Source organism: Microbacterium sp. YJN-G (genome assembly GCF_015040615.1).
Classification (GTDB): domain Bacteria; phylum Actinomycetota; class Actinomycetes; order Actinomycetales; family Microbacteriaceae; genus Microbacterium.
On record NZ_CP060402.1, the window covers coordinates 2,810,380 to 2,829,166 of the forward strand.

The 18,787-nt window shown below is 71.8% G+C and carries 17 protein-coding genes; 5 read left to right on the forward strand and 12 right to left on the reverse strand.

Going from position 1 to position 18,787, the window contains the following annotated elements; translation table 11 throughout:
• Window positions 1–5: 5 nt before the first annotated feature.
• A complete protein-coding gene (locus H7694_RS13545; protein ID WP_193596989.1) occupies window positions 6–548 on the reverse strand; it encodes a DUF4242 domain-containing protein in 543 nt (180 codons plus the stop codon).
• 100 nt (window positions 549–648) lie between these two features.
• On the opposite strand from H7694_RS13545, the gene H7694_RS13550 reads away from it, so the two are divergent.
• From H7694_RS13550 to H7694_RS13565, 4 genes are all read left to right on the forward strand, one after another.
• Window positions 649–1,212, forward strand: a complete 564-nt coding sequence (locus tag H7694_RS13550; RefSeq protein ID WP_193596990.1) for a TetR/AcrR family transcriptional regulator — start codon at window positions 649–651, stop codon at window positions 1,210–1,212.
• A gap of 169 nt (window positions 1,213–1,381) precedes the next feature.
• Window positions 1,382–3,439 (forward strand): ABC transporter substrate-binding protein, encoded by a 2,058-nt coding sequence (locus H7694_RS13555; RefSeq protein WP_193596991.1) that lies wholly within the window; start codon window positions 1,382–1,384, stop codon window positions 3,437–3,439.
• Entirely contained in the window at window positions 3,436–4,278 is an 843-nt protein-coding gene (locus H7694_RS13560; RefSeq protein ID WP_193596992.1) for an ABC transporter permease, read from the forward strand. The genes H7694_RS13555 and H7694_RS13560 overlap by 4 nt, the downstream gene beginning before the upstream one ends.
• The gene (locus tag H7694_RS13565) at window positions 4,275–5,360 is read left to right on the forward strand and encodes an acyl-CoA dehydrogenase family protein (RefSeq protein ID WP_193596993.1); all 1,086 of its coding nucleotides are present in this window, start codon (window positions 4,275–4,277) and stop codon (window positions 5,358–5,360) included. The genes H7694_RS13560 and H7694_RS13565 overlap by 4 nt, the downstream gene beginning before the upstream one ends.
• Window positions 5,361–5,559: 199 nt before the next feature.
• Here the strand turns inward: H7694_RS13565 and H7694_RS13570 are convergent, their stop codons facing one another.
• From H7694_RS13570 to H7694_RS13605, 8 genes are all read right to left on the reverse strand, one after another.
• Window positions 5,560–6,687 (reverse strand): glycerate kinase, encoded by a 1,128-nt coding sequence (locus H7694_RS13570; RefSeq protein WP_193596994.1) that lies wholly within the window; start codon window positions 6,685–6,687, stop codon window positions 5,560–5,562.
• On the reverse strand, window positions 6,687–7,703 hold the full coding sequence (locus H7694_RS13575; protein ID WP_193596995.1) for a LacI family DNA-binding transcriptional regulator: 1,017 nt from the start codon (window positions 7,701–7,703) through the stop codon (window positions 6,687–6,689). Before H7694_RS13575 ends, H7694_RS13570 begins: the two co-directional genes overlap by 1 nt.
• A gap of 9 nt (window positions 7,704–7,712) precedes the next feature.
• Complete coding sequence (locus tag H7694_RS13580; protein ID WP_193596996.1) at window positions 7,713–8,477, reverse strand: sugar phosphate isomerase/epimerase family protein; 765 nt, start codon at window positions 8,475–8,477, stop codon at window positions 7,713–7,715.
• Between the two features lie 150 nt (window positions 8,478–8,627).
• Window positions 8,628–9,527, reverse strand: coding sequence for a sugar phosphate isomerase/epimerase family protein (locus tag H7694_RS13585; RefSeq protein ID WP_193596997.1), 900 nt, complete (start codon window positions 9,525–9,527; stop codon window positions 8,628–8,630).
• A complete protein-coding gene (locus tag H7694_RS13590) occupies window positions 9,524–10,711 on the reverse strand; it encodes a dihydrodipicolinate synthase family protein (RefSeq protein ID WP_193596998.1) in 1,188 nt (395 codons plus the stop codon). Before H7694_RS13590 ends, H7694_RS13585 begins: the two co-directional genes overlap by 4 nt.
• A gap of 3 nt (window positions 10,712–10,714) precedes the next feature.
• Entirely contained in the window at window positions 10,715–11,872 is a 1,158-nt protein-coding gene (locus H7694_RS13595) for a Gfo/Idh/MocA family protein (protein WP_193596999.1), read from the reverse strand.
• A 183-nt stretch (window positions 11,873–12,055) separates the two neighbouring features.
• Complete coding sequence (locus tag H7694_RS13600; protein ID WP_193597000.1) at window positions 12,056–13,156, reverse strand: substrate-binding domain-containing protein; 1,101 nt, start codon at window positions 13,154–13,156, stop codon at window positions 12,056–12,058.
• Window positions 13,157–13,169: 13 nt separating this feature from the next.
• Window positions 13,170–15,077 carry a heparinase II/III family protein gene (locus tag H7694_RS13605; protein WP_193597001.1) on the reverse strand — a complete coding sequence of 636 codons (1,908 nt, stop codon included), beginning with the start codon at window positions 15,075–15,077 and terminating at the stop codon, window positions 13,170–13,172.
• A 124-nt stretch (window positions 15,078–15,201) separates the two neighbouring features.
• On the opposite strand from H7694_RS13605, the gene H7694_RS13610 reads away from it, so the two are divergent.
• Window positions 15,202–16,218 (forward strand): hydroxyacid dehydrogenase, encoded by a 1,017-nt coding sequence (locus H7694_RS13610; RefSeq protein ID WP_193597002.1) that lies wholly within the window; start codon window positions 15,202–15,204, stop codon window positions 16,216–16,218.
• Window positions 16,219–16,257: 39 nt separating this feature from the next.
• On the opposite strand, the gene H7694_RS13615 is transcribed toward H7694_RS13610, so the two are convergent.
• From H7694_RS13615 to H7694_RS13625, 3 genes are read right to left on the reverse strand one after another with little or no spacing between them, the layout of a single operon-like run.
• Complete coding sequence (locus H7694_RS13615) at window positions 16,258–16,929, reverse strand: DUF624 domain-containing protein (RefSeq protein WP_193597003.1); 672 nt, start codon at window positions 16,927–16,929, stop codon at window positions 16,258–16,260.
• A gap of 3 nt (window positions 16,930–16,932) precedes the next feature.
• Window positions 16,933–17,853 (reverse strand): carbohydrate ABC transporter permease, encoded by a 921-nt coding sequence (locus H7694_RS13620; protein ID WP_227468130.1) that lies wholly within the window; start codon window positions 17,851–17,853, stop codon window positions 16,933–16,935.
• Entirely contained in the window at window positions 17,853–18,782 is a 930-nt protein-coding gene (locus H7694_RS13625; RefSeq protein WP_193597004.1) for a carbohydrate ABC transporter permease, read from the reverse strand. Before H7694_RS13625 ends, H7694_RS13620 begins: the two co-directional genes overlap by 1 nt.
• Between the last annotated feature and the right edge of the window lie 5 nt (window positions 18,783–18,787).

Genomic DNA, 18,787 nt, shown 5'->3' on the forward strand with positions numbered 1-18,787 from the left:
AGAAGTCAGACCGTGGCGGCCTGGGCGTCGAGGGTGTGCAGCCGGCTGATCGGAGTGCTCACGACCTCCCGGGCGCGGCGCACGGCGGCCTCGTCGTCGGCGTCGTAGAAGCACAGGCACTTCTGGGTGTCCTCGCGCACGTAGGTGCGCAGGAACGCGACGTCGTCGAGGGTGTCGTAGAGCGGCGTCTTGGCGCTCTTGGCGGCCAGGTACTTCTCCATGGTGATCTCGGCGGGGATGTCCCACTCCACCAGGTATCCGGCGGCGGCGCCGCGGGCGCGCACCTCGTCGACGGTCGCGCCGATGAGACGCACGGGCACGATGTCGGTGACGGATGCCGCACCGGGCAGTGTCTCGGCGTCGAGCACGACGCCCGCGCACTCGTCGCCCTCGACGATCAGGTAGACGCGCTCGTGGCCGCTCGGAACCTGCGCCTCGACGAGCTCGCCGCCGGTCGTCGCGAACGCTCCGGCGACGGTGTCGATCACGGATGCGGCGGCTTCGCGGGTGGGTTCGGTGAGCTCGACCTCGACGAGAAAGAGTGCCATGGGTGTTCCTCTCAACAGCGGAAGGGCGGATGCTGGCAGACAGACCTGTCTGTTCGTCCACGGTAGCCGATCCCGCGCGCGGCATCCGTAACATGGAGTCATGCCCGCCCTGACTCCCGCTGCCGACCGGCTGCTGCAGACCGCCAGCCGACTGTTCTGTCGTGAGGGCATCCGTCCGGTCGGCATCGACCGCATCCTCGCCGAGGCCGAGGTCGCCAAGGCGACGCTGTACCAGGCGTTCGGCTCGAAGGAGGCGCTGGTCATCGCGCACCTCGAGCAGCGTGATGCCGCCGACCGGCAGGCGTACCGCGCCGCGATCAGCTCGGTGCCCGCCGGCCCCGATCGACTGCTGGCCTCTTTCGAGCTCGCGGCGCGGCGCAGCAGCGCCGACGGATTCATCGGCTGCGTTTTCCTCAACGCGCTCGTCGAGTTCCCCGACCCGGGCGAGCCGATCGCTCGCGCCGTGCGCGAGCACCGCGACTGGGTGCGCGGACAGTGGCTGGATGCCCTCGCCGGCCGCGACGACGCCGAGCGCATCGCCGATGAGGCGCAGCTCGCCTACGACGGCGGACTGCTGGGATCGAAGGTCGCACACAGCGCCGAGCCGATCCTGCTCGCCGCCGACATGATGCGCGCCCGGCTCGGGGTGACCGCCGCCGTCTGAGCCGTCGTCCGAGCCGCCGTCCGAGCTACGGCCTGCCCCACGCGTCCGCCGCGGTCGGACACCCACGCACCTGTCTCTGTGTCGTAATGTGTCGCGGCCCCCTGCCAGACCTGTCTGTCTGCTTGCTACGCTCGCCGACACCCCGACCATGCAGCCGCCCGGAGGCAGAATGCCGCATTCCTCTCAGTCCGACCGCCCGACCGGCGCCGTCGTCGAGGTGCGCGGCGCGAGCGTCGCACGCGGCGCCTCGCTGGTGCTCGAGGACGTGAATCTGTCGCTCGCACCGGGCGAGCTGCTCACGGTCGTCGGCCCGTCTGGCGCCGGCAAGTCCACGCTGCTGGCCCTGCTGTCCGGCCTCCTGCCCGCGGCATCCGGCACCGTCATCCGCCCGGAGCAGTCCGGCGGCTCGACTCGCACCGTCTTCCAGGAGCCGCACCTGCTGCCGTGGCGCACGGCCGCCGAGAACGTGCGGCTCGGCCTGGAGTACCGGGCCAACGGCGGCAGCGGACTCGGTCACGCGCACGACGCGGATGCCGCAGTCGCGGCGCTGCTCGACCAGCTGGGCATCGGCGGCCTCGCCGAGCGCTTCCCCGACGAGCTCTCCGGCGGGCAGGCGCAGCGCGTCGCCATCGCCCGCGCGGTCGCCGCGCAGCCGACGCTGCTGCTGCTCGACGAGCCGTTCTCGGCCCTCGACCCGCTCACCCGCGCGGATGCCCAGGCGTGGCTGCGCCGCGTGCACGAGCAGCGCGGGCTCACCACGGTGCTCGTCACGCACGACCTCTCCGAGGCGGCATTGCTCGGCGACCGGGTGGCGGTGATCCGCAGTGGCCGGCCGGGGCTGGAGATCCTCTCCGCCCAGGGCAGCGACCAGGGCAGCGACCACACGGCGCTCGAGAGCACCCTGCTCGCCCGCTTCGCCGAGGACGTCCCGACGCACGCCCACGACGGCCACGACCACGACGCGCACGACCTCGACCACGACCACGACCTCAGCGCGCCCGGCTCCTCAGCATCCGCCGACCCGGCATCCGTCCGCCGCTCCCGCACCCGACGCGAGGTCCTGACCCTCGCCGGGGCCGGGGCCCTTCTGGCCCTGCCTGTGGTCGCCGGCGCATTCCGCCGGCCCGCCGACGCGACCGCGGCCCCGGCCGCCGGCGTCACGAAGAAGCCGACCGACACCCTGCGCATCGGCTACCTGCCCATCACGGATGCCGCTCCGCTGCTGCTCGCCCATGACACCGGCGAGTTCGCCAAGCGCGGCATCCGCACCCCTCGCCCGACGCTGTTCCGCGGCTGGGCTCCGCTGGTCGAGGCCCTGCAGTCCGGCAGCGTCGACATCGTGCATCTACTGATGCCGGCGGCCATGCAGCTGCGGTACGAGGCCGATGTGCCGGTGAAGGTGCTGGCCTGGAACCACGTCAACGGCTCGGCCATCACGGTCGCCCCGCACATCACCGAGGTCGCCCAGCTCGCCGGCACCACGGTCGCGGTGCCCGGCTGGTACTCGATCCACAACGTCGTGCTGCAGCAGCTGCTGCGGGACGCCGGCCTCACGGCCGTGATCAACCAGACCCCGGATGCCGCCGCCGGCACCGTGCAGCTCGTGGTGCTCGCCCCCGCCGACATGCCCACGGCGCTGGGCGCCGGATCGGTGTCGGGGTACATCGTCGCCGAGCCGTTCTGCGCGGTCGCCGAGGTGCAGGGCATCGGCCGCATCCTGCGGTTCACCGGTGACGTGTGGCGCGAGCACGCGTGCTGCGTCACGGTCGTGCGCGAGGATCTGCTCGTCGACGATCCTTCGCTTGCGCAGCGGGCGGCGGATGCCGTGGTCGCCGCGCAGCGCGGCATCCTGGCCGACCGTGCCGCCGCCGCCGAGCGGCTCAGCGCCGGCGGCTATCTGCCCCAGGCTCCCGCGGCGATCGCGAAGGTGCTCATCGACCACGACGACCACGCGTATGTCGAGGAGGATGCCGTGCGGCATCCGGACTGGGAGCAGTCCCGCATCGGGTTCCAGCCCTACGCCTACCCGAGCTACACCGAGGAGCTCGTGCGGCAGATGCGGCTCACCGCGATCGACGCCGACACCGACTGGCTGCACCGCATCGAGCCGGCCGACGTGCACGCCGATCTCGTGGCCACCGATGTGAATCTCAAGGCGATCGAGGGTGCCGGCGGGCTGTCCGCCTTCGGCGCCTCGGCGACGCGACAGGAGCTGATCCAGCCATGACGACCCTCGCAGAGCCGGCGACCACAGCATCCGCCTCTCCCGCACCGCCCTCGACCCCGGCGCCTTCGCGCGCCCGTGGTGCCGGACGCCGGGCGCTCGCGCGCCTGGGCGTGCTTGCTGCGACCGGGGTGATCTGGTGGCTGCTGGCCGACGTGCTGCTCGCCGCGAACCCCGTGGTGTCGAAGATGGGTCCGCTGACGACGTTCGACGCCCTCGCGCGGCTGGCCGTGGACCCCGCGTTCCTCGACGCCATCGCCGTCTCGCTCGGGCGCCTGCTCGCCGGGCTCGGCATCGCGATCGTCATCGGGGTGCCGCTGGGTGTGCTGTTCGGCTCGCGCGCACCGGTGGAGGATGCCGTCAACCCGGTCGTGCAGTTCCTGCGGATGACCTCGCCGCTGGCGTGGGCTCCGCTGGCGATCGTGCTGCTCGGCGCAGGCACCGGTGCGGTGATCGCGCTGGTCGCCCTCGCCGCGGTGTGGCCGATCGTGCTCGGCGTCGCCGCCGGTGTGCGCACCCTCGACCCGGGCCTGCGCAAGGTGGCCCGCTCGCTGGGCGCGACCCGGTGGGAGGCGTTCCGCTCCACCGCCCTGCCGGCGCTCGCCTCGCCCACCATCGGCGCGAGCCGGGTGGCGCTGGGGATCTCGTGGGTGGTGCTCGTGCCGGCCGAGATGCTCGGCGTGCCCAACGGCCTCGGCTACGCCATCCTCAACGCGCGCGACAACATCGACTACTCGGGGCTGGCTGCGACGATGTTCGCGATCGGAGTGCTCGGCTTCCTGCTCGACCGCATCCTGCGGGGCGTGCACCGCCTCGCCGACGCACGGCAGGTGCGCGCATGACCGCCGCGCTGGTCGACGTGATCGCCGCCTCGGCCCGGCACGCCGCCGAGTCGGCGGCCGCCGTCGACGCGAAGGATGCCGATCTCGCCACGACGCTGTCCGCCTTCGGCGAGCTGGGCGCGCTCGGGGTCGGAGTGGATCGGCAGGATGCCGACCTCACCGGCACCGTCGCCCTGCTCTCGGCCGTCGCCGGCGAATGCATGAGCACCGCCTTCTCGCTGTGGGCGCACCGCATGGTCACCGAGTACGTGCGGGCTTCGGCCCTGCCCGACCGCGATGAGCTGCTGAGCGACCTGGTCGCGGGCCGGACGGCCGGATCGATCGCGATGGCCACCGCTCTGCAGGAGTCGGCGGGACTGGGCACCGTGCCCACCGTCGCCGTGCCGGATGGCGCAGGCGGATACCGCGTGAGCGGGCGCATCGCCTGGGCGTCGAACATCGCGCCTGGCACGCTCGTGGTCTTCCCTGCCCGCGTTGACGACGGCTCGGATGACGAGTCGGCGCGCGTGATCCTGACGGCCCGGGTGGGCTCGGAGGGCTTCACGACCCGTGCGGTCGAGGGGCTGCTGGCACTGGACGCGACCCGCTCGGCGATGCTCGCCTTCGACGATCTGCACGTGCCGGCGGAGGCCGTGCTGGCCGATTCGCTGCAGGCGGCGGGCGCGCAGCGCGCCACGCACTACCTGCTGCAGGCGGCGCTGTGCCTGGGGCTCGCCCGGAGGGCTCTTGCCGAGTCGGCGGCGCGGCTGGAGGGGCCGAACGGCGTGCTCGCCGGGTTCCAGCGTCGGCTGGATGCGCAGTACGCGCAGCTGGCCGCCGATCTCGACGCGCACACGGCGGACGTCCGGCTGGCCGACGCGCACCGGGTGACCCGGCTGCGTTTCGAGGCGGCCCGGCTCGCGCACGCGGCCGCCCAGCATGAGGCGGCGCTGACCGGTGGACGCGGCTACGTCACGGTCACCGCGACCAACCGACGGCTGCGCGAAGCGGCGTTTCTGCCGGTGCAGTCGCCCAGCGAGGTGCAGCTGCTCTGCGAGCTCGCCGCCTTCGGCGACCACCCCGCCGACGACTACGCGATCTGACCTGCCTGGCGTTCGCGGGTCGCAATTGGTGGCCTCAGCACCCCTCTAGGCCACCATTCGCGACACCTCAACGGGAAGGGGACGCGACCGCGCGCACCCGCGGGTCCCGAATGGCGGGCATATCCAGGGTCGAGGCAGCCAAGTGAGACCCGCGAACGAGAAGGCGACGGGGCAGCTGTCCGTCCACCCACCCTGCGGGTCAGGAGAGGGTGCGGGCGAGGACCGCGCCGGCCTCGCGCAGCCAGTGGGCGGGCTCGGCGAGAGCGGATGCCGCAGAGCCGGCGAGCTCGGTGAGAGACACGGATGCCGCGAACGGGCCGGCATCCGCATCCTCGGCGATGCGTCCTGCGACCAGGGCCGCGCGGGCGCCGGCATCCGCGGCCGCCATGGCGACGTGCGAGGGCACCTTGCCGTCGCCGGACTGGCCGTCGTACGACCCCTCGCCCGTGATGACGATGTCGGCACCGGCGACGGCATCTGCCAGGCCGATCAGTCGCGCCACCTCCCCCGCTCCCGGTAGCAGCCGCGCTCCCCAAGCGGCGAGCGCTCCGCCCACGCCTCCGGCAGCACCCGCACCGGGAACGGCGACATCGAGTTCGAGCAGGGCTGCGAGCCGTCCGAGGCCGGCATCCACGGTGGCGCGATCGGCGGCATCCGTCAGCCCCTTCTGCGGGCCGAACACCTCGGCGGCTCCGCGCGGGCCGGTCAGCGGGTTGGTGACGTCGGTGAGCACGAGCACCTCGGGCGCCGGCCGCAGGCCGCTGAGGTCCACGCGCGACAGCTCTGCCAGCCCTCGCGCCCCCGCGGGGGTCTCGCCTCCGGCGGCGTCGAGGAAGCGGGCGCCCAGGGCGCGCAGCATCCCGGTGCCGCCGTCGGTCGACGCGCTCGATCCGATGCCCAGCACGAGCCGCGAGATACCGTGGTCGAGGGCCGCGGCGATCGCCTGTCCGAAGCCCGAGGAGTCGGCATCCCACGGCCGCAGACCACCACCCGACCCAGCATCCGCGCCGCCCAGCAGCTCGATCCCCGAGGTCGACGCCAGATCGATCACGGCCGTGCCGCGAGGAGCGTCGGCGGATGCCGGCAGCAGCAGCCAGCTCGTCCGCACCGGCGCGCCCGACGGGCCGTCGACGACGATCGGCATCCGCTCGGCACCGGCCACGGCGGCCTCGAAGGCCGCGACGGTGCCCTCGCCGCCGTCGGCCATCGGCCGCAGCGCGATCTCGGCATCCGCGTCGACCGACCGCCATCCCTCGGCGAGCGCCTGCGCGGCATCCGCGGCGGTGATGGTGCCCTTGAAGCTGTCCGGGGCGAGGACGACCCGCATCAGGCGACGCCAGGGGTGCTCGCGCGCACCCGCACCTCGAGGGCGATGGGCGCCTGCTCCCACTCGGTGTCGACCGTGGCGCGGAAGGCCTCGTAGCCGAGCTCGCTGAGCGGCACGTGCACGGTGGTCAGCTGCGGCGAGACGTCGCGGGCGACCGGCACATCGTCGAAGCCGCACACGGCGATGTCGGCGCCGACCGAGCGTCCGGCATCGCGGATCGCGGTCATCGCACCGATCGCGACGACGTCGCTGAGCGCGAAGACGAGGGTGCCCTCGTCGATGCCGTCGGCTAGCGCCTCGGCCATCGCGGCCGCGCCCGAGTCGCGTTCGAAGGTGCCGCGGTAGACGCGGGCGACCTCGCCGCCGCCCTCGGCGAACCCGGCGGTGAAGCCGGCGAGACGGTCGTCTGAGGTGCGCACGCCGTCGGCGGCGCCGATCGCGACCGCCTGGCGGTAACCGAGACCGGCCATCGTGCGGCCGAGCTGCTCGGAGCCGCCGCGGTTGTCGATGCGGATGCTGCGGTCGCCGCCCGGCCCGAAGGTGACGGTGCGGCTGCCGAGCGCGCGGAAGGCCGCGAGCTCCTCGCCGGTGGCCGCCTCGCTGCCGCCGGCGCGGGAGGCCGCGAGGATCACGCCGCGCGGACGCTGACCGCGCAGGGCCCGCAGGATGCGCGCCTCGCGCTGCGGATCGCGTTCGGTGATGGCGACGGTGACGATGAGGTCCTCCTCATCGGCGCCGCGTGCCACGCCCGAGGCGACCAGGCCGAAGTACGGGTCGGCGATGTCGGCGACCAGCAGCGCGATCACCCGCGAGGTGCCGCGTGCGATCGCCTGCGCCGAGACGTTGGGGATGTACCCGAGCTCGGCAGCCGCCTGCTCGACACGGACACGGAACGACTCGGCCACCTTGCGCTCCGAGCCGTTCAGCACCCGGGATGCCGTGGCGAGCGAGACGCCGGCCGCCTGCGCGACGTCGTGCAGGGTGGGTGTCGAGGCGCGTCGTACCGCATCAGTCATGAGCAGAGCCTACCGATCCGAGGCCGCGAGCCAGCGGAGCAGAGTCGCCGCTTCCGGCCCGAGCAGGGCCGGATCGTCGTCCGGCACGAACTCGATCAGCGCGTCGCGCGGTGGGGCCGACAGAGCGGATGCCGCGGCAGCCAGCCGCGTCCACAGATCCTCCCGCTCGTGCAGGCGCAGCCGCTCGGCCTGTGGCCACCACGAGAACACATGCACGGCGCTGGTGTGCGCGGCGATCGCATCGAACTCGGCGAGCGCGACGGCATCCGGGGCGCCGACCGACGGCTGCCAGTACGTCGTCAGGGCGCGGCTGCCGACCTCGGCGAGCAGTCGCAGCACGGCATCCGGGGTGTCGGCGACCGTGCCGCGGTGGTACTCAAGGGCCAGGCCGATGCCGCGGTCGGCGGCCTCGGCGGCGGCATCCCGCATCCTGGCCACGATCCGGTCGTACTCCTGCGGGGTCGCGTCGGCGGAGTCGACGCGACCCGCCCACACCCGCACGCGGTCGGTGCCCAGCGCCTCGGCGCTGTCGAGGATCGGGGTGAGCGACTCATCGGCATCCGCCCGGAAGTACGAGCCGTACGAGCAGACCGAAAGCCCTGCCTCGGTGGTCACCCGGGCGACCTCGGCCGCCCGGACGGGGTCGCCGGGGGGCACGTGCACGTCGCCGCCCCATTCGATCACCTCGAGGCCGGCATCCGCGGCGCGCGCCACGATCTCGTCCGGCGCGAGCTGCCGGAAGGTCACCGAGCACAGTCCTGGTCGCACCCTCATCCCCTCATCCTCTCCGTCTCCATCTCCATCTCCGTCGATCCTCCCCGTCTATTTGTCACGAAGTGCCGCTATCCGGCCCCGATTCCGAGACTTTGTGACAAATAGACGGGCGCGGGGGCGCGCGGGGGCACCGGGGCACGGGGGCGGGGGTCAGGGGAGGTGGGGGGTCACCGCGGCGGCGAAGGCCTGGGCGGTGCGCGCGACGACGCGGGCGGGGTCGTCGGCCCAGATGTCGGCGTTGAACAGCTCGACCTCGATGTCGCGGTCGTATCCGGTCTCGATCACCGCGCGGGTGAGCGAGCCGAAGTCGATCATGCCCTCGTCCATGTAGTGCCGCGAGAGCAGCACGTCCTCGGCGAGCGGGGTCTTCCAGTCGCACACCTGGTAGGTGGCGATGCGGCCCTCGCGTCCGGCGCGGGCGATCTGCTCGAGCACCTGCGGGTCCCACCAGATGTGGAAGGTGTCGACGGCGGCGCCCACCACCGCCGGGTCGAAGTCCGCGGCGATGTCGAGGGCCTGCCCGAGCGTGGAGACCACGGCCCGGTCGGAGGCGTACATCGGATGCAGCGGCTCGATCGCCAGCGTCACCCCGGCGGCCTTCGCATCATCGGCGAGCGCGCCGATCGCATCGCGCACCCGCTCGCGGGCGCCGATCAGGTCGCGCGACCCCTCGGGCAGTCCGCCCGCCACGAGCACGAGCACCGCCGTGGAGCCGGCGGCGCCGGCCGCGGCCAGCGTCGCGGTCTCTTCGATGGCGCGGCGGTTGTCGTCCAGCGCGGCGACACGCTCGGGCCCCTCGGGCAGGGTGAAGAATCCGCCGCGGCAGTGCGTCGAGAAGCGCAGACCGGAATCGGTCAGCATCCGGGATGCCGTGGCGAGACCGACCTCGTTCACCGGCTCGCGCCACAGGCCGATCGACTGCACGCCGGCATCCGCCGTCACGCGCAGGGCGGTGGCGAGGTCGGCGCGCTTGATCGTGGCGTGGTTGATCGACAGGCGGGGGTCGGGCCTTTCGACAGGCTCAGGAACCCATCCAGTAGCGGTCGTCATGAGTCCAGTCCGTTCAGGCTCAGCATCCCGTGCCAGCGCTCCTGCGCGAGTCCGGGATTCTCGAGGGCGAGCGACGCGTTCGCCAGTTCGACGATTCGCGATAGGTGGGGCAGGCTGCGTGCGGAGTGCAGGCCGCCGACCATCTGGAAAGCGGGCTGGTGGCCGTTCAGCCAGGACAGGAACGCGACGCCGGTCTTGTAGTAGAAGGTCGGCGCGGCGAACACCTGACGGCTGAGCTCTTCGGTCGGGCCGAGCAGCTCGAGGTAGCGGGCCGGGTCACCGGCATCCAGCGCCTGGATCGCCGCCGAGGCGACCGGCGTGATGGCGGCGAAGGCGCCGAGCAGAGCATCGGAATGCCCTTCGCCCTGCCCGGCCTCGTCGCCGCCGATCAGCGAGACGTAGTTGAAGTCGTCGCCGGTGAACATGCGCACGCCCTGTGTCGATTCCACAGAGTGCAGGCGCTCGCGCACCGAGATCTCGCTCTCGGCGTTGAGCAGGCTCATCTTCACGCCCGCAACCTTGCCCGGGTTCTCGGCGATGATGTCGAGCAGCACGCCGGATGCCGTCTGCCAGTCGTCCGCGCCGAAATAGCCGGCCAGTTCCGGGTCGAACGCGGTGCCCAGCCAGTGCAGCACGACCGGGGTCGTCGCGCGCTCGAGCACCGCGCGGTAGACCCGGCGGTAGTCGTCTGCGCCGGTCGCGACCCGGGCGAGGTGACGGGATGCCATCAGCACCGGGCCGGCGCCCTGCTCCTCGGTGAACTCGAGCTGCGACACGTAGGCGTCGATGACCTGCTCGAGCGAGATGTGCGTCTCGTCGACGTGGTCGGTGTTGACGCCGACGACGACCGAGCCGCCCTCCTCGCGGGCGACCTCGGCGCTGCGCGCGATGAGCTCACGGACCGCGGCGGCATCCAGCCCCATGTTCCGCTGCGCGGTGTCCATGGCGTCGGCGACGCCGAGCCCCCAGGAGTACACGTTGCGGCGGAATGCCAGCGTCGCATCCCAGTCGATGTCGGCGGGCTGCCCCGGCGTGTTGTCGGCGTGCACCCGCGGCACGACGTGCGCGGCCGCATAGGCGACGCGGCTGCGCAGCGGAGCGGTCGGGCGGGTCAGGGCGGCGCCGTCGTTCAGGTCGACGCGGGTCACCGCGCCGTCGGCGGAGAGAAGGCGGAGAGCGCTCATCGATCAGTCCAGCGTCAGGGCGTCGAGCACGATCTTGCGACCCTCGGCGCTGGAGGCCAGGCCCGCCTCGGCGAACTGCACACCGCGTGCGCCGGCGAGCAGGTCGAAGGCGTAGTCGGTGCCCAGCACGTACGACTCGAGGTACTCCTCCCACTGCTGGCGGAAGCCGTTGAGGAACACCTCGTTGGTCGGCACCTGCTGCCAGTCGGCGTCGTAGTCGTGGCTGTCTTCGAGGTCGGGGTTCCACACCGGCTTCGGGGTGGCGTTGCGGTGCTGGATCTTCGCGCCGAACAGGCCGACCACGGCCGAGCCGTGCGTGCCGTCGACCTGGAACTCGACGAGCTCGTCGCGGTTGACGCGCACGGTCCACGAGGAGTTGATCTCGGCGATCACGCCGCCTTCGAGCTCGAAGATGCCGTAGGCGGCGTCTTCGGCGGTGGCGTCGTAGTGCTCGCCGTTCTCGTCCCAGCGGTCGGCGATGTGCACGGCGGCCTGCGCGTAGACGCTCTTGACCTCGCCGAAGAGGTTCTCGAGCACGTAGTTCCAGTGCGGGAACATGTCGCTGATGATGCCGCCGCCGTCTTCGGTGCGGTAGTTCCAGCTGGGGCGCTGCGCCGGCTGCCAGTCGCCCTCGAACACCCAGTAGCCGAACTCGCCGCGCACCGAGAGGATGCGGCCGAAGAAGCCCGAGTCGATCAGGCGCTTGAGCTTCTGCAGGCCGGGCAGGTAGAGCTTGTCATGCACGACGCCGGTCTTCACGCCGGCATCCTTCGCGAGGCGGGCGAGCTCAAGGGCCTCGTCGAGCGACTCGGCGGTGGGCTTCTCGGTGTAGATGGCCTTGCCCGCGGCGATGGCCTTGCGGATCGCGGTGGCACGCGCCTTGGTGACCAGGAAGTCGGCGTAGATCTCCCACTTCGGGTCGGCCAGGGCCGCGTCGAGGTCGGTGGTCCAGTCGTCGATGCCGTGCTTGGCGGCCAACTCGGCGAGCTTGGCCTCGCTGCGGCCGACGAGCAGCGGCCGGACGGTCACCTTCGACCCGTCGGAGAGCTCGATGCCGCCCTGCTCGCGGATCGCGAGGATCGAGCGCACCAGGTGCTGCCGGTAGCCCATGCGTCCGGAGACGCCGTTCATGATGATGCCGATCTCGCGGACGTTCGCCATGGTGTTCCGTTCTGTCGTTCTGTCGTTCTGAAGCTGTCGCGCCAGATTGGTAAGCGCTTTCCCACACTGTACTCAGAACGTCGCCGAATCCGCAAGCCCGGATCGCAGGGCCGGATCGCAGCGCGGGATCGCAGGGCCGGATCGCAGGCCCCGATCAGAGGCCCCGATCAGCAGGCCCCGCGATCAGACCGCGGCGGTCGACTCCCGCACCTGCAGCGTCGGCACGACCTGCACGCGCTCCACGGGCCGATCCGCCCCCTCCTCGAGCCGTGCCAGCATGATCTCGACCGCGCGACGGCCGACGTGCTGCTTGGGCGGTCGCAGCGCGGTCACGGGCGGCGACCCGTTCTCGGCGACCTCGTCGTCGTAGGCGATGATCGACAGGTCCCCGGGCACCGACCAGCCGTTGTCGAGGGCGTGCTGCTGCACCAGCAGCGCCTGCGGATCGGAGTGGATCAGCATGCCGGTGGTGCCGGTCTTGCGCACCCGGTCGAGCAGCGATGCGGCGAAGGTCTCGCGGTCAGGCCCTTCCATGTAGTCCAGCGAGGCGTTCAGGTCGACGGTGGCCTCGAGGCCCAGCTCGCCGATGGCCCGCTCCCAGCCCTGCCGCAGCTGCCCCGAGGTCGGCGACTGCGACGAGGTGAGGATGCCGACGCGGCGGTGCCCCAGTGAGGCCAGGTGGCTTGCGGCGAGCGCGCCGCCGAAGACGTGGTCGGTCGTGACCCACTCGACGGTGGACAGTGCCAGCGCCGAGGGGGCGCGGCGCTCGGCGAGCACCACGGGGATCTGCAGCCCCTCGAGCCAGTTCAGCAGCGCATGGCCGTCGGGTCCCTGGTTCTCGGGCGCCGCGATCAGGCCGTGGAAGCTGCCGGATTCGACGAGCGAGTTCATCTGGCGGCGCTGGTCGTCGGCTTCGTAGCTCGCCCCGCGCAGCACCAGCTGCACGCCCAGCTCCGTGGCGGCGGCGCGGGCACCGATCACGACCTGCGGCCAGTAGTAGCTCAGCGAGGGCACGACCATGCCGACGCGATAGCGCGGCGCCCCGCCGGTGGCGCGAGGGGTGACCGTCGTGTCGAGCCGGCTGCGCAGCGTCGCCCCGCCGTGCACGCGGGTCACGAGTCCGCGCTCGGCGAGCTCGCCGATGTCGCGGCGGATGGTCAGCTCCGACACCTCGAACTCGCGTGCCAGATCGGCCACGCGCACCGCCCCGGACTGCCGCAGCTCGTCCATGATCCGCTCGCGCCTGGCGATCCCGAACACGGGTTTCGCATCACCGTCGGTCATCGCGCCCTCATCCTCATCTCCCAGTGCTCGCTGTCATCTCCCAGGGGCCGGCTTCAGCCGGCGTGAACAGCATCCGCGTCACCTGCGCACCCCACGACCGGCGCAGGTGCGGGTCGTCGACCCGCCTGGTCTCGAACGAGACGCCGGCGGGATCGAAGGTCAGGTGCAGTCCGCGGGACCCGTGACGGCCTGGCACCAGGATGCCGTCGCCGGCACGCTCGGGCACGCCGGCGCACACCACGACGATGCGCGTCTGCGGGTCGCCCACGGCATCCCCGTCGTCGATCACGCGCACGACACCGCCGGAGGCGGTGACGGTGCGGGTCCAGGCGCCGGCATCCGGGTAGGCGCCGGTGAGGTCGATGCTCCAGCCGTGATCGATCTCGGTCACCGGCGCCCGCCACTGCGGGCCGGGCAGCTGCGCGAGCCCGCGCGGCATCGGCGCCGAATGCCACTCGCTGCCCACGTTCCACAGCTCGTACCGCCGCTCCGAGAACGTCTGCGCGGTGTACTCGGCCCGGCCGAGGTCGGGCAGCAGCGGGATGCCGTCGACGGCGACGGCGATCGAGCCGAGGTCGTTGTGGTTGTGGTTCTCGCCGTTGTGGCCGCCCTTGGCGACGACGCTCAGGCCTGCGCTGGAGCGGATGCCGAGGCCGATGGAGGCCAGGAGCACCGCGGTGTCGCGCACCACGACGTCCCGTGCGGAGTCACCCCACGGGTCGGGGCTCTGCGGCGGCACGGCATCCACGACCCCCGCGCGGATGTCGGTGAGCTCGGCGAGCATCCGGCCCAGGCCAGCCGCCACACCGCTGTCGAGCCCGCACACCGGCTGCGTGCGCTCCCCCAGTGCGAAGGTCGCCGTGTCGTCCAGTCCGCACAGCCGCGCTGCGCGGAAGAGCGTGTGCCAGGGGGTGTGGTCGTCGGCGCGCGCCTCGGCATCCGAGAAGCTGGCGAACCATCCGCGCCCCAGGCGCAGCCGCTCGGGGAACCGGGCGAGCTCGGTCAGGCCCGCCAGTTCGCCCCCGGCCACCGCCTCCGCGACGGCGCCGCCGCTGAGCCCGTCCAGCAGCGCGAGCGCGTCGAAGGCGCGGGCGGCGCCCTGCCACCAGTAGGCGAAGCCCTCGTCGATGGCTCCGTCGGCCGGAAGCTGGGCGAGGTAGCGGTCGATCCCGTCCACGCACAGCGCGATCACCTCGTCGCGCTGCTCACCCTCGGTGAAGGCCGCGGCGGCGATGATGAGGTTGTCGTGGATCCAGGGCGCCCAGTTGTGCACGTCTTCCTCGGTGCCCTCCCAATGCCAGTCGCGCCGTGTCGTGAACGGCTCGAGCACGCGCCGGCGCGTCTCGGCCGCCAGCCGGTCGACGAGGCCGGGCGAGAGGCGCTCGAGCTGGTCGCGCAGCACGAGCACGGACCAGGCCACCAGCGCCGCGTCCTCCCCCGCGCCGAGGTCGACGAAGGGCCGATCGGGATCGGGCACGCGCTGGCCGCGGGCGAAGGCGTCGTCGTGCGCCGGCCAGCACCAGGTGGCCTGCTCGGTCTTCTGCCACAGCCCGTCGGCGGCCGCGAGGATGCGGTCATCGGACGGATCGAGCGCGGCGGCCAGCACGTGCAGGCGGATGCGGCGGTTGCGCTCGAAGTTGCGGGTCTCATAGGCGATCCGGTCGCCGGTGCGCGCGTAGGCCGCCCACTGCGAGAGCATCGGATACGGCCACGCCTGGCCGGCCAGCCGGCCGGACTCGGTGAGGATCAGGTCGCGGATGCCGCGGTCCATCCCGTCCCAGAGATCGCGATCGGATGCCGTCGGCACGGCCGGCTGCGCGTCCGCGACCGCGGAGGAATGCCAGAGCTCGCGCACGGCGCCGCGCCTGATCAGCATCCGGTATCCCCCGTTGTCTTCGTCCTCAGTCGTCTTCGTCGACACGATCGAGAATGTTCGAATGTGAGCGTTGCAGTTCGAACAGGTTGAAAATGTTCGGGAATCAGTCTTCACTGAGATGACCGCGCACGCAAGCGGCGTCCGCACACATCTCGACGGAGAGTTCCATATGGCATCACCTCGGCCCCGCGCACTCGCTGTCATGTCGGCCGAGGCCTTCGATCTGCTGTTCGACGACGAGCGGCGGGCGCGCTTCGCCGCGCTCGCGGATGTGCCCGCCCCCATGCTCGTCACCGACCTGTCGGACCGCGCACTCGACGGGCTGCTCGCCGGCGTCGAGGTGCTGATCACCTCGTGGGGCGCCCCGCGCTTCGACCACGATCTGCTCGACCGCCTGCCGCGGCTGCGCGCCGTGTTCCACGCCGCGGGAAGCGTGCGCCATCACGTCTCGGAGGAGTTCTGGGAGCGCGGCATCCGCATCACCACCGCCGCCGAGGCCAACGCCGTGCCCGTCGCGGAGTTCACGCTCGCGGCGATCCTGTTCGCCGGCAAGCGTGTGCTGCCCAGTGTGCGCACCGCGCCGGCGGACGCCGCGAGCTGGGGCGGGCAGCTGCTGCAGCGCTCGCTCGGCAATCTCGACCGCACCGTCGGCGTGGTCGGCTACTCCCGCATCGGGCGCCGCGTCGTCGACCTGCTGCGCCCGTTCGACGGACTGCGCGTACTGGTGGCCGACCCCTTCGCCGACGCCGAGGCGGTCGCCGCCGCGGGCGCCGCCCTCGTACCCCTGGACGAACTGCTGCCGCAGGTGGACGTGCTGTCGCTGCATGCGCCCGACCTGCCGTCGACGTTCCACATGATCGCCGCCCCGCAGCTGGCCGCACTGCCCGACGGCGCGACCGTGATCAACACCGCGCGCGGCGCGATCCTCGATCATGACGCGCTGCTCGCCGAGACCCGCACCGGGCGCCTGGACGCGCTGTTGGACGTCACCGATCCGGAACCGCTGCCCGAGGACTCCGAACTGCACCGCCTGCCGAACGTGGCGATCACGCCGCACCTTGCGGGTTCCCTGGGCACCGAGACCCGCCGCCTGACAGACTCCGCGCTGCGCGAGCTCGAGGCGTACATCGCAGGCGACGAGCCGCTGTTCCCCGTGCACGCGGACGACCTGAGCCTGAGCGCCTGACCCGCCGCCCCATCCCGCGCCGCCCCGCTCCCCGGCGGCTCAGCGCGCGGGCGCGTCCTCGAGCCCGAGCACCGGGCGCAGGGCGTGCCGGCTGTTCGCCCACGCCACGTACAGCGCGGGGGCGGCCGTGAGGCCGATGCCGACCGCCGGCATGGTCGCGAACACCGCGACCTGCACCGCCAGCACGACCAGCGAGAGCACCTGCAGCGGCCAGCGCCGCACGGCGAGCACGAACGCCGCGCGCACGGCATCCCGCAGCCGCGCCCGGGGCGCCTCGGCCACCGCCGCCAGCGCGAGCAGCGCGGTGGCGGCGGTCAGCACGGCGAGCACCAGCAGCAGCGGTACGACGAGAACGGATGCCGCCGTGGCGGCCAGCATCCGCACATCAACCAGCAGCACCACGATCGCGGCGACCGCCGCGGTGCCCAGCAGCAGCGACGGGCGGGCGGTGCGGCGCCATGCGCGCACGAAGGCGCGCACCACCTGCGTCTCGCCCTCGTCGTGGGCGCGGAACGTGCCGAACGCGGCGGCGAGCGCGGGGGCGGCGAGAGGGGCCGCGAGCGCCAGCAGCGGCCATGAGTGCACCGGGTCGGTGGTGATCAGCAGCACCACCAGCGGCAGGGATGCCGTCAGCACCAGCAGGTTCACCATCAGCCCCAGGTACAGCACTCCCAGGATCGACGCCCAGGTGTCGTGCGTGACGCGCCTCATCCCTCAGCCCTTCATGCCGCTCGTGGCGATGCCCTCGACGAAGTACTTCTGCCCGAGCAGGAACACGATCGCGATCGGCACGACCGAGATGGTCAGACCGGCGAACAGCAGCGCGTAGTTCGTGTCGAACAGGTTCGACACGAAGCTCTTCAGCCCCAGCTGGATCGTCCACAGCTCGGGGTTGCGCAGGTAGATCAGCGGTCCGAGGTAGTCGTTCCAGGTGTTGACGAAGGTGAGCATCGCGAGACTGGCGATCGCGGGCACCGACAGCGGCACCATGATCCGCCGCCAGATGCCGTACTCGCTCAGCCCGTCGATGCGCGCGGCCTCGCTGAGCTCTTCGGGGATCGTCTCGTAGTACTGCTTCATGAGGAAGACCCCGAACGCGCCGAACGCCTGGATGAGGATGATCGCCCACAGCGTGTTCGACACCTTCAGATTCGACAGCAGAATGAACTGCGGGATCATGTACGACTGCCACGGCACCGCGATGGTGCCGATATACGCGAGGAAGAGCACGTCGCGGCCGCGGAACCGCATCCGCGAGAATCCGTACGCCGCGAACGATCCGGTGAGCACCTGCAGGAAGGTGACCACGACCGCCAGCAGCAGGGTGTTGCGGATCCAGGTGATCATGTCGGCCTTCGACCAGATGTCGAGGTAGTTCTGCCAGACGAAGGTCTCGGGCCACCACACCACCGGCACGCTGAACACCTCGGTGGAATTCTTCAGTGAGCTGAGCACCATCCAGGCGAACGGGGCGAGCAGGCCGACGGCGAAGGCGGCGAGCGCCAGATAGCCGAGCGTGCGGCCGATGCGGCGCCCGGCGCGTGCCCCGGTTCGTGCCCCGGTGCCGACCGGTGCGGGTTCGTCAAGACGTCGCAGGCGCTCTTCGCCGACGACCATGAGCTGGGTCTGGGTCATCACACGCTCCGCTTCTTGTTCCACAGGAACTGGCCGATGGTCACCAGGATGCAGATGAAGAACAGCGCCACCGATGCCGCCGAGGCGTAGCCGAACTGCGACTCCTCGAAGCCCTTGCGGTAGATGAAGTGCGAGAGCACCAGGGTGGCCTGCCCCGGCCCGCCGTCGGTCATCACGAGGATGAGGTCGAAGATCTTCAGCGAGTTGATCGTGAGCATCACCACGACGAAGAACATCGTGGGCCGCAGGCACGGCAGGGTGACATTGACGAACCGCTGCCACACGTTCGCACCGTCCATGCGGGCCGCCTCGTGCAGCTCGCGCGGCACGGTCTGGAGGCCCGCCAGGAAGAGGATCATGTAGTAACCCATGTCACGCCACGTGCTGACGATGACGACGGCGGGCATCGCCCAGTCCTTCGAGGTCAGCCAGCCGGGCGGGGAGTCGATGCCGATCGCGCGCAGCATGGCGTTGATCGGACCGTAGTCGGGGCTGAAGAGCAGGTTCCACACCACGGCGATCGCGACGATCGAGGTGATGTAGGGGAAGAACGCGGCGGTGCGGAAGAACGCGACACCGCGCAGCTTGTTGTTCAGCAGCAGCGCCAGGCCGAGCGAGACGACGATCGTGAGCGGGATGTGCAGCGCCGCGTAGTAGATGGTGTTCCAGAACGCGATGCGGAAGCTGCCGTCGCCGAGCAGTCGCTGGAAGTTCGCCAGTCCGACGAAGTCGGCCTTGCCGAAGATGTTCCAGTTCGTGAACGCCATGTAGAACAGCACGATCACGGGCACGAGCGTGAAGGCGGCGAAACCCAGGAAGTTCGGGAGGATGAACGTCCAGCCGATCAGCGTGTTCCGGCGGCGCAGCGCCGAGCGGCGACGCCGCGGCGGGATGCGCTCCGCGGCATCCGGCGTGACGGTCGCGGTCATGGTGA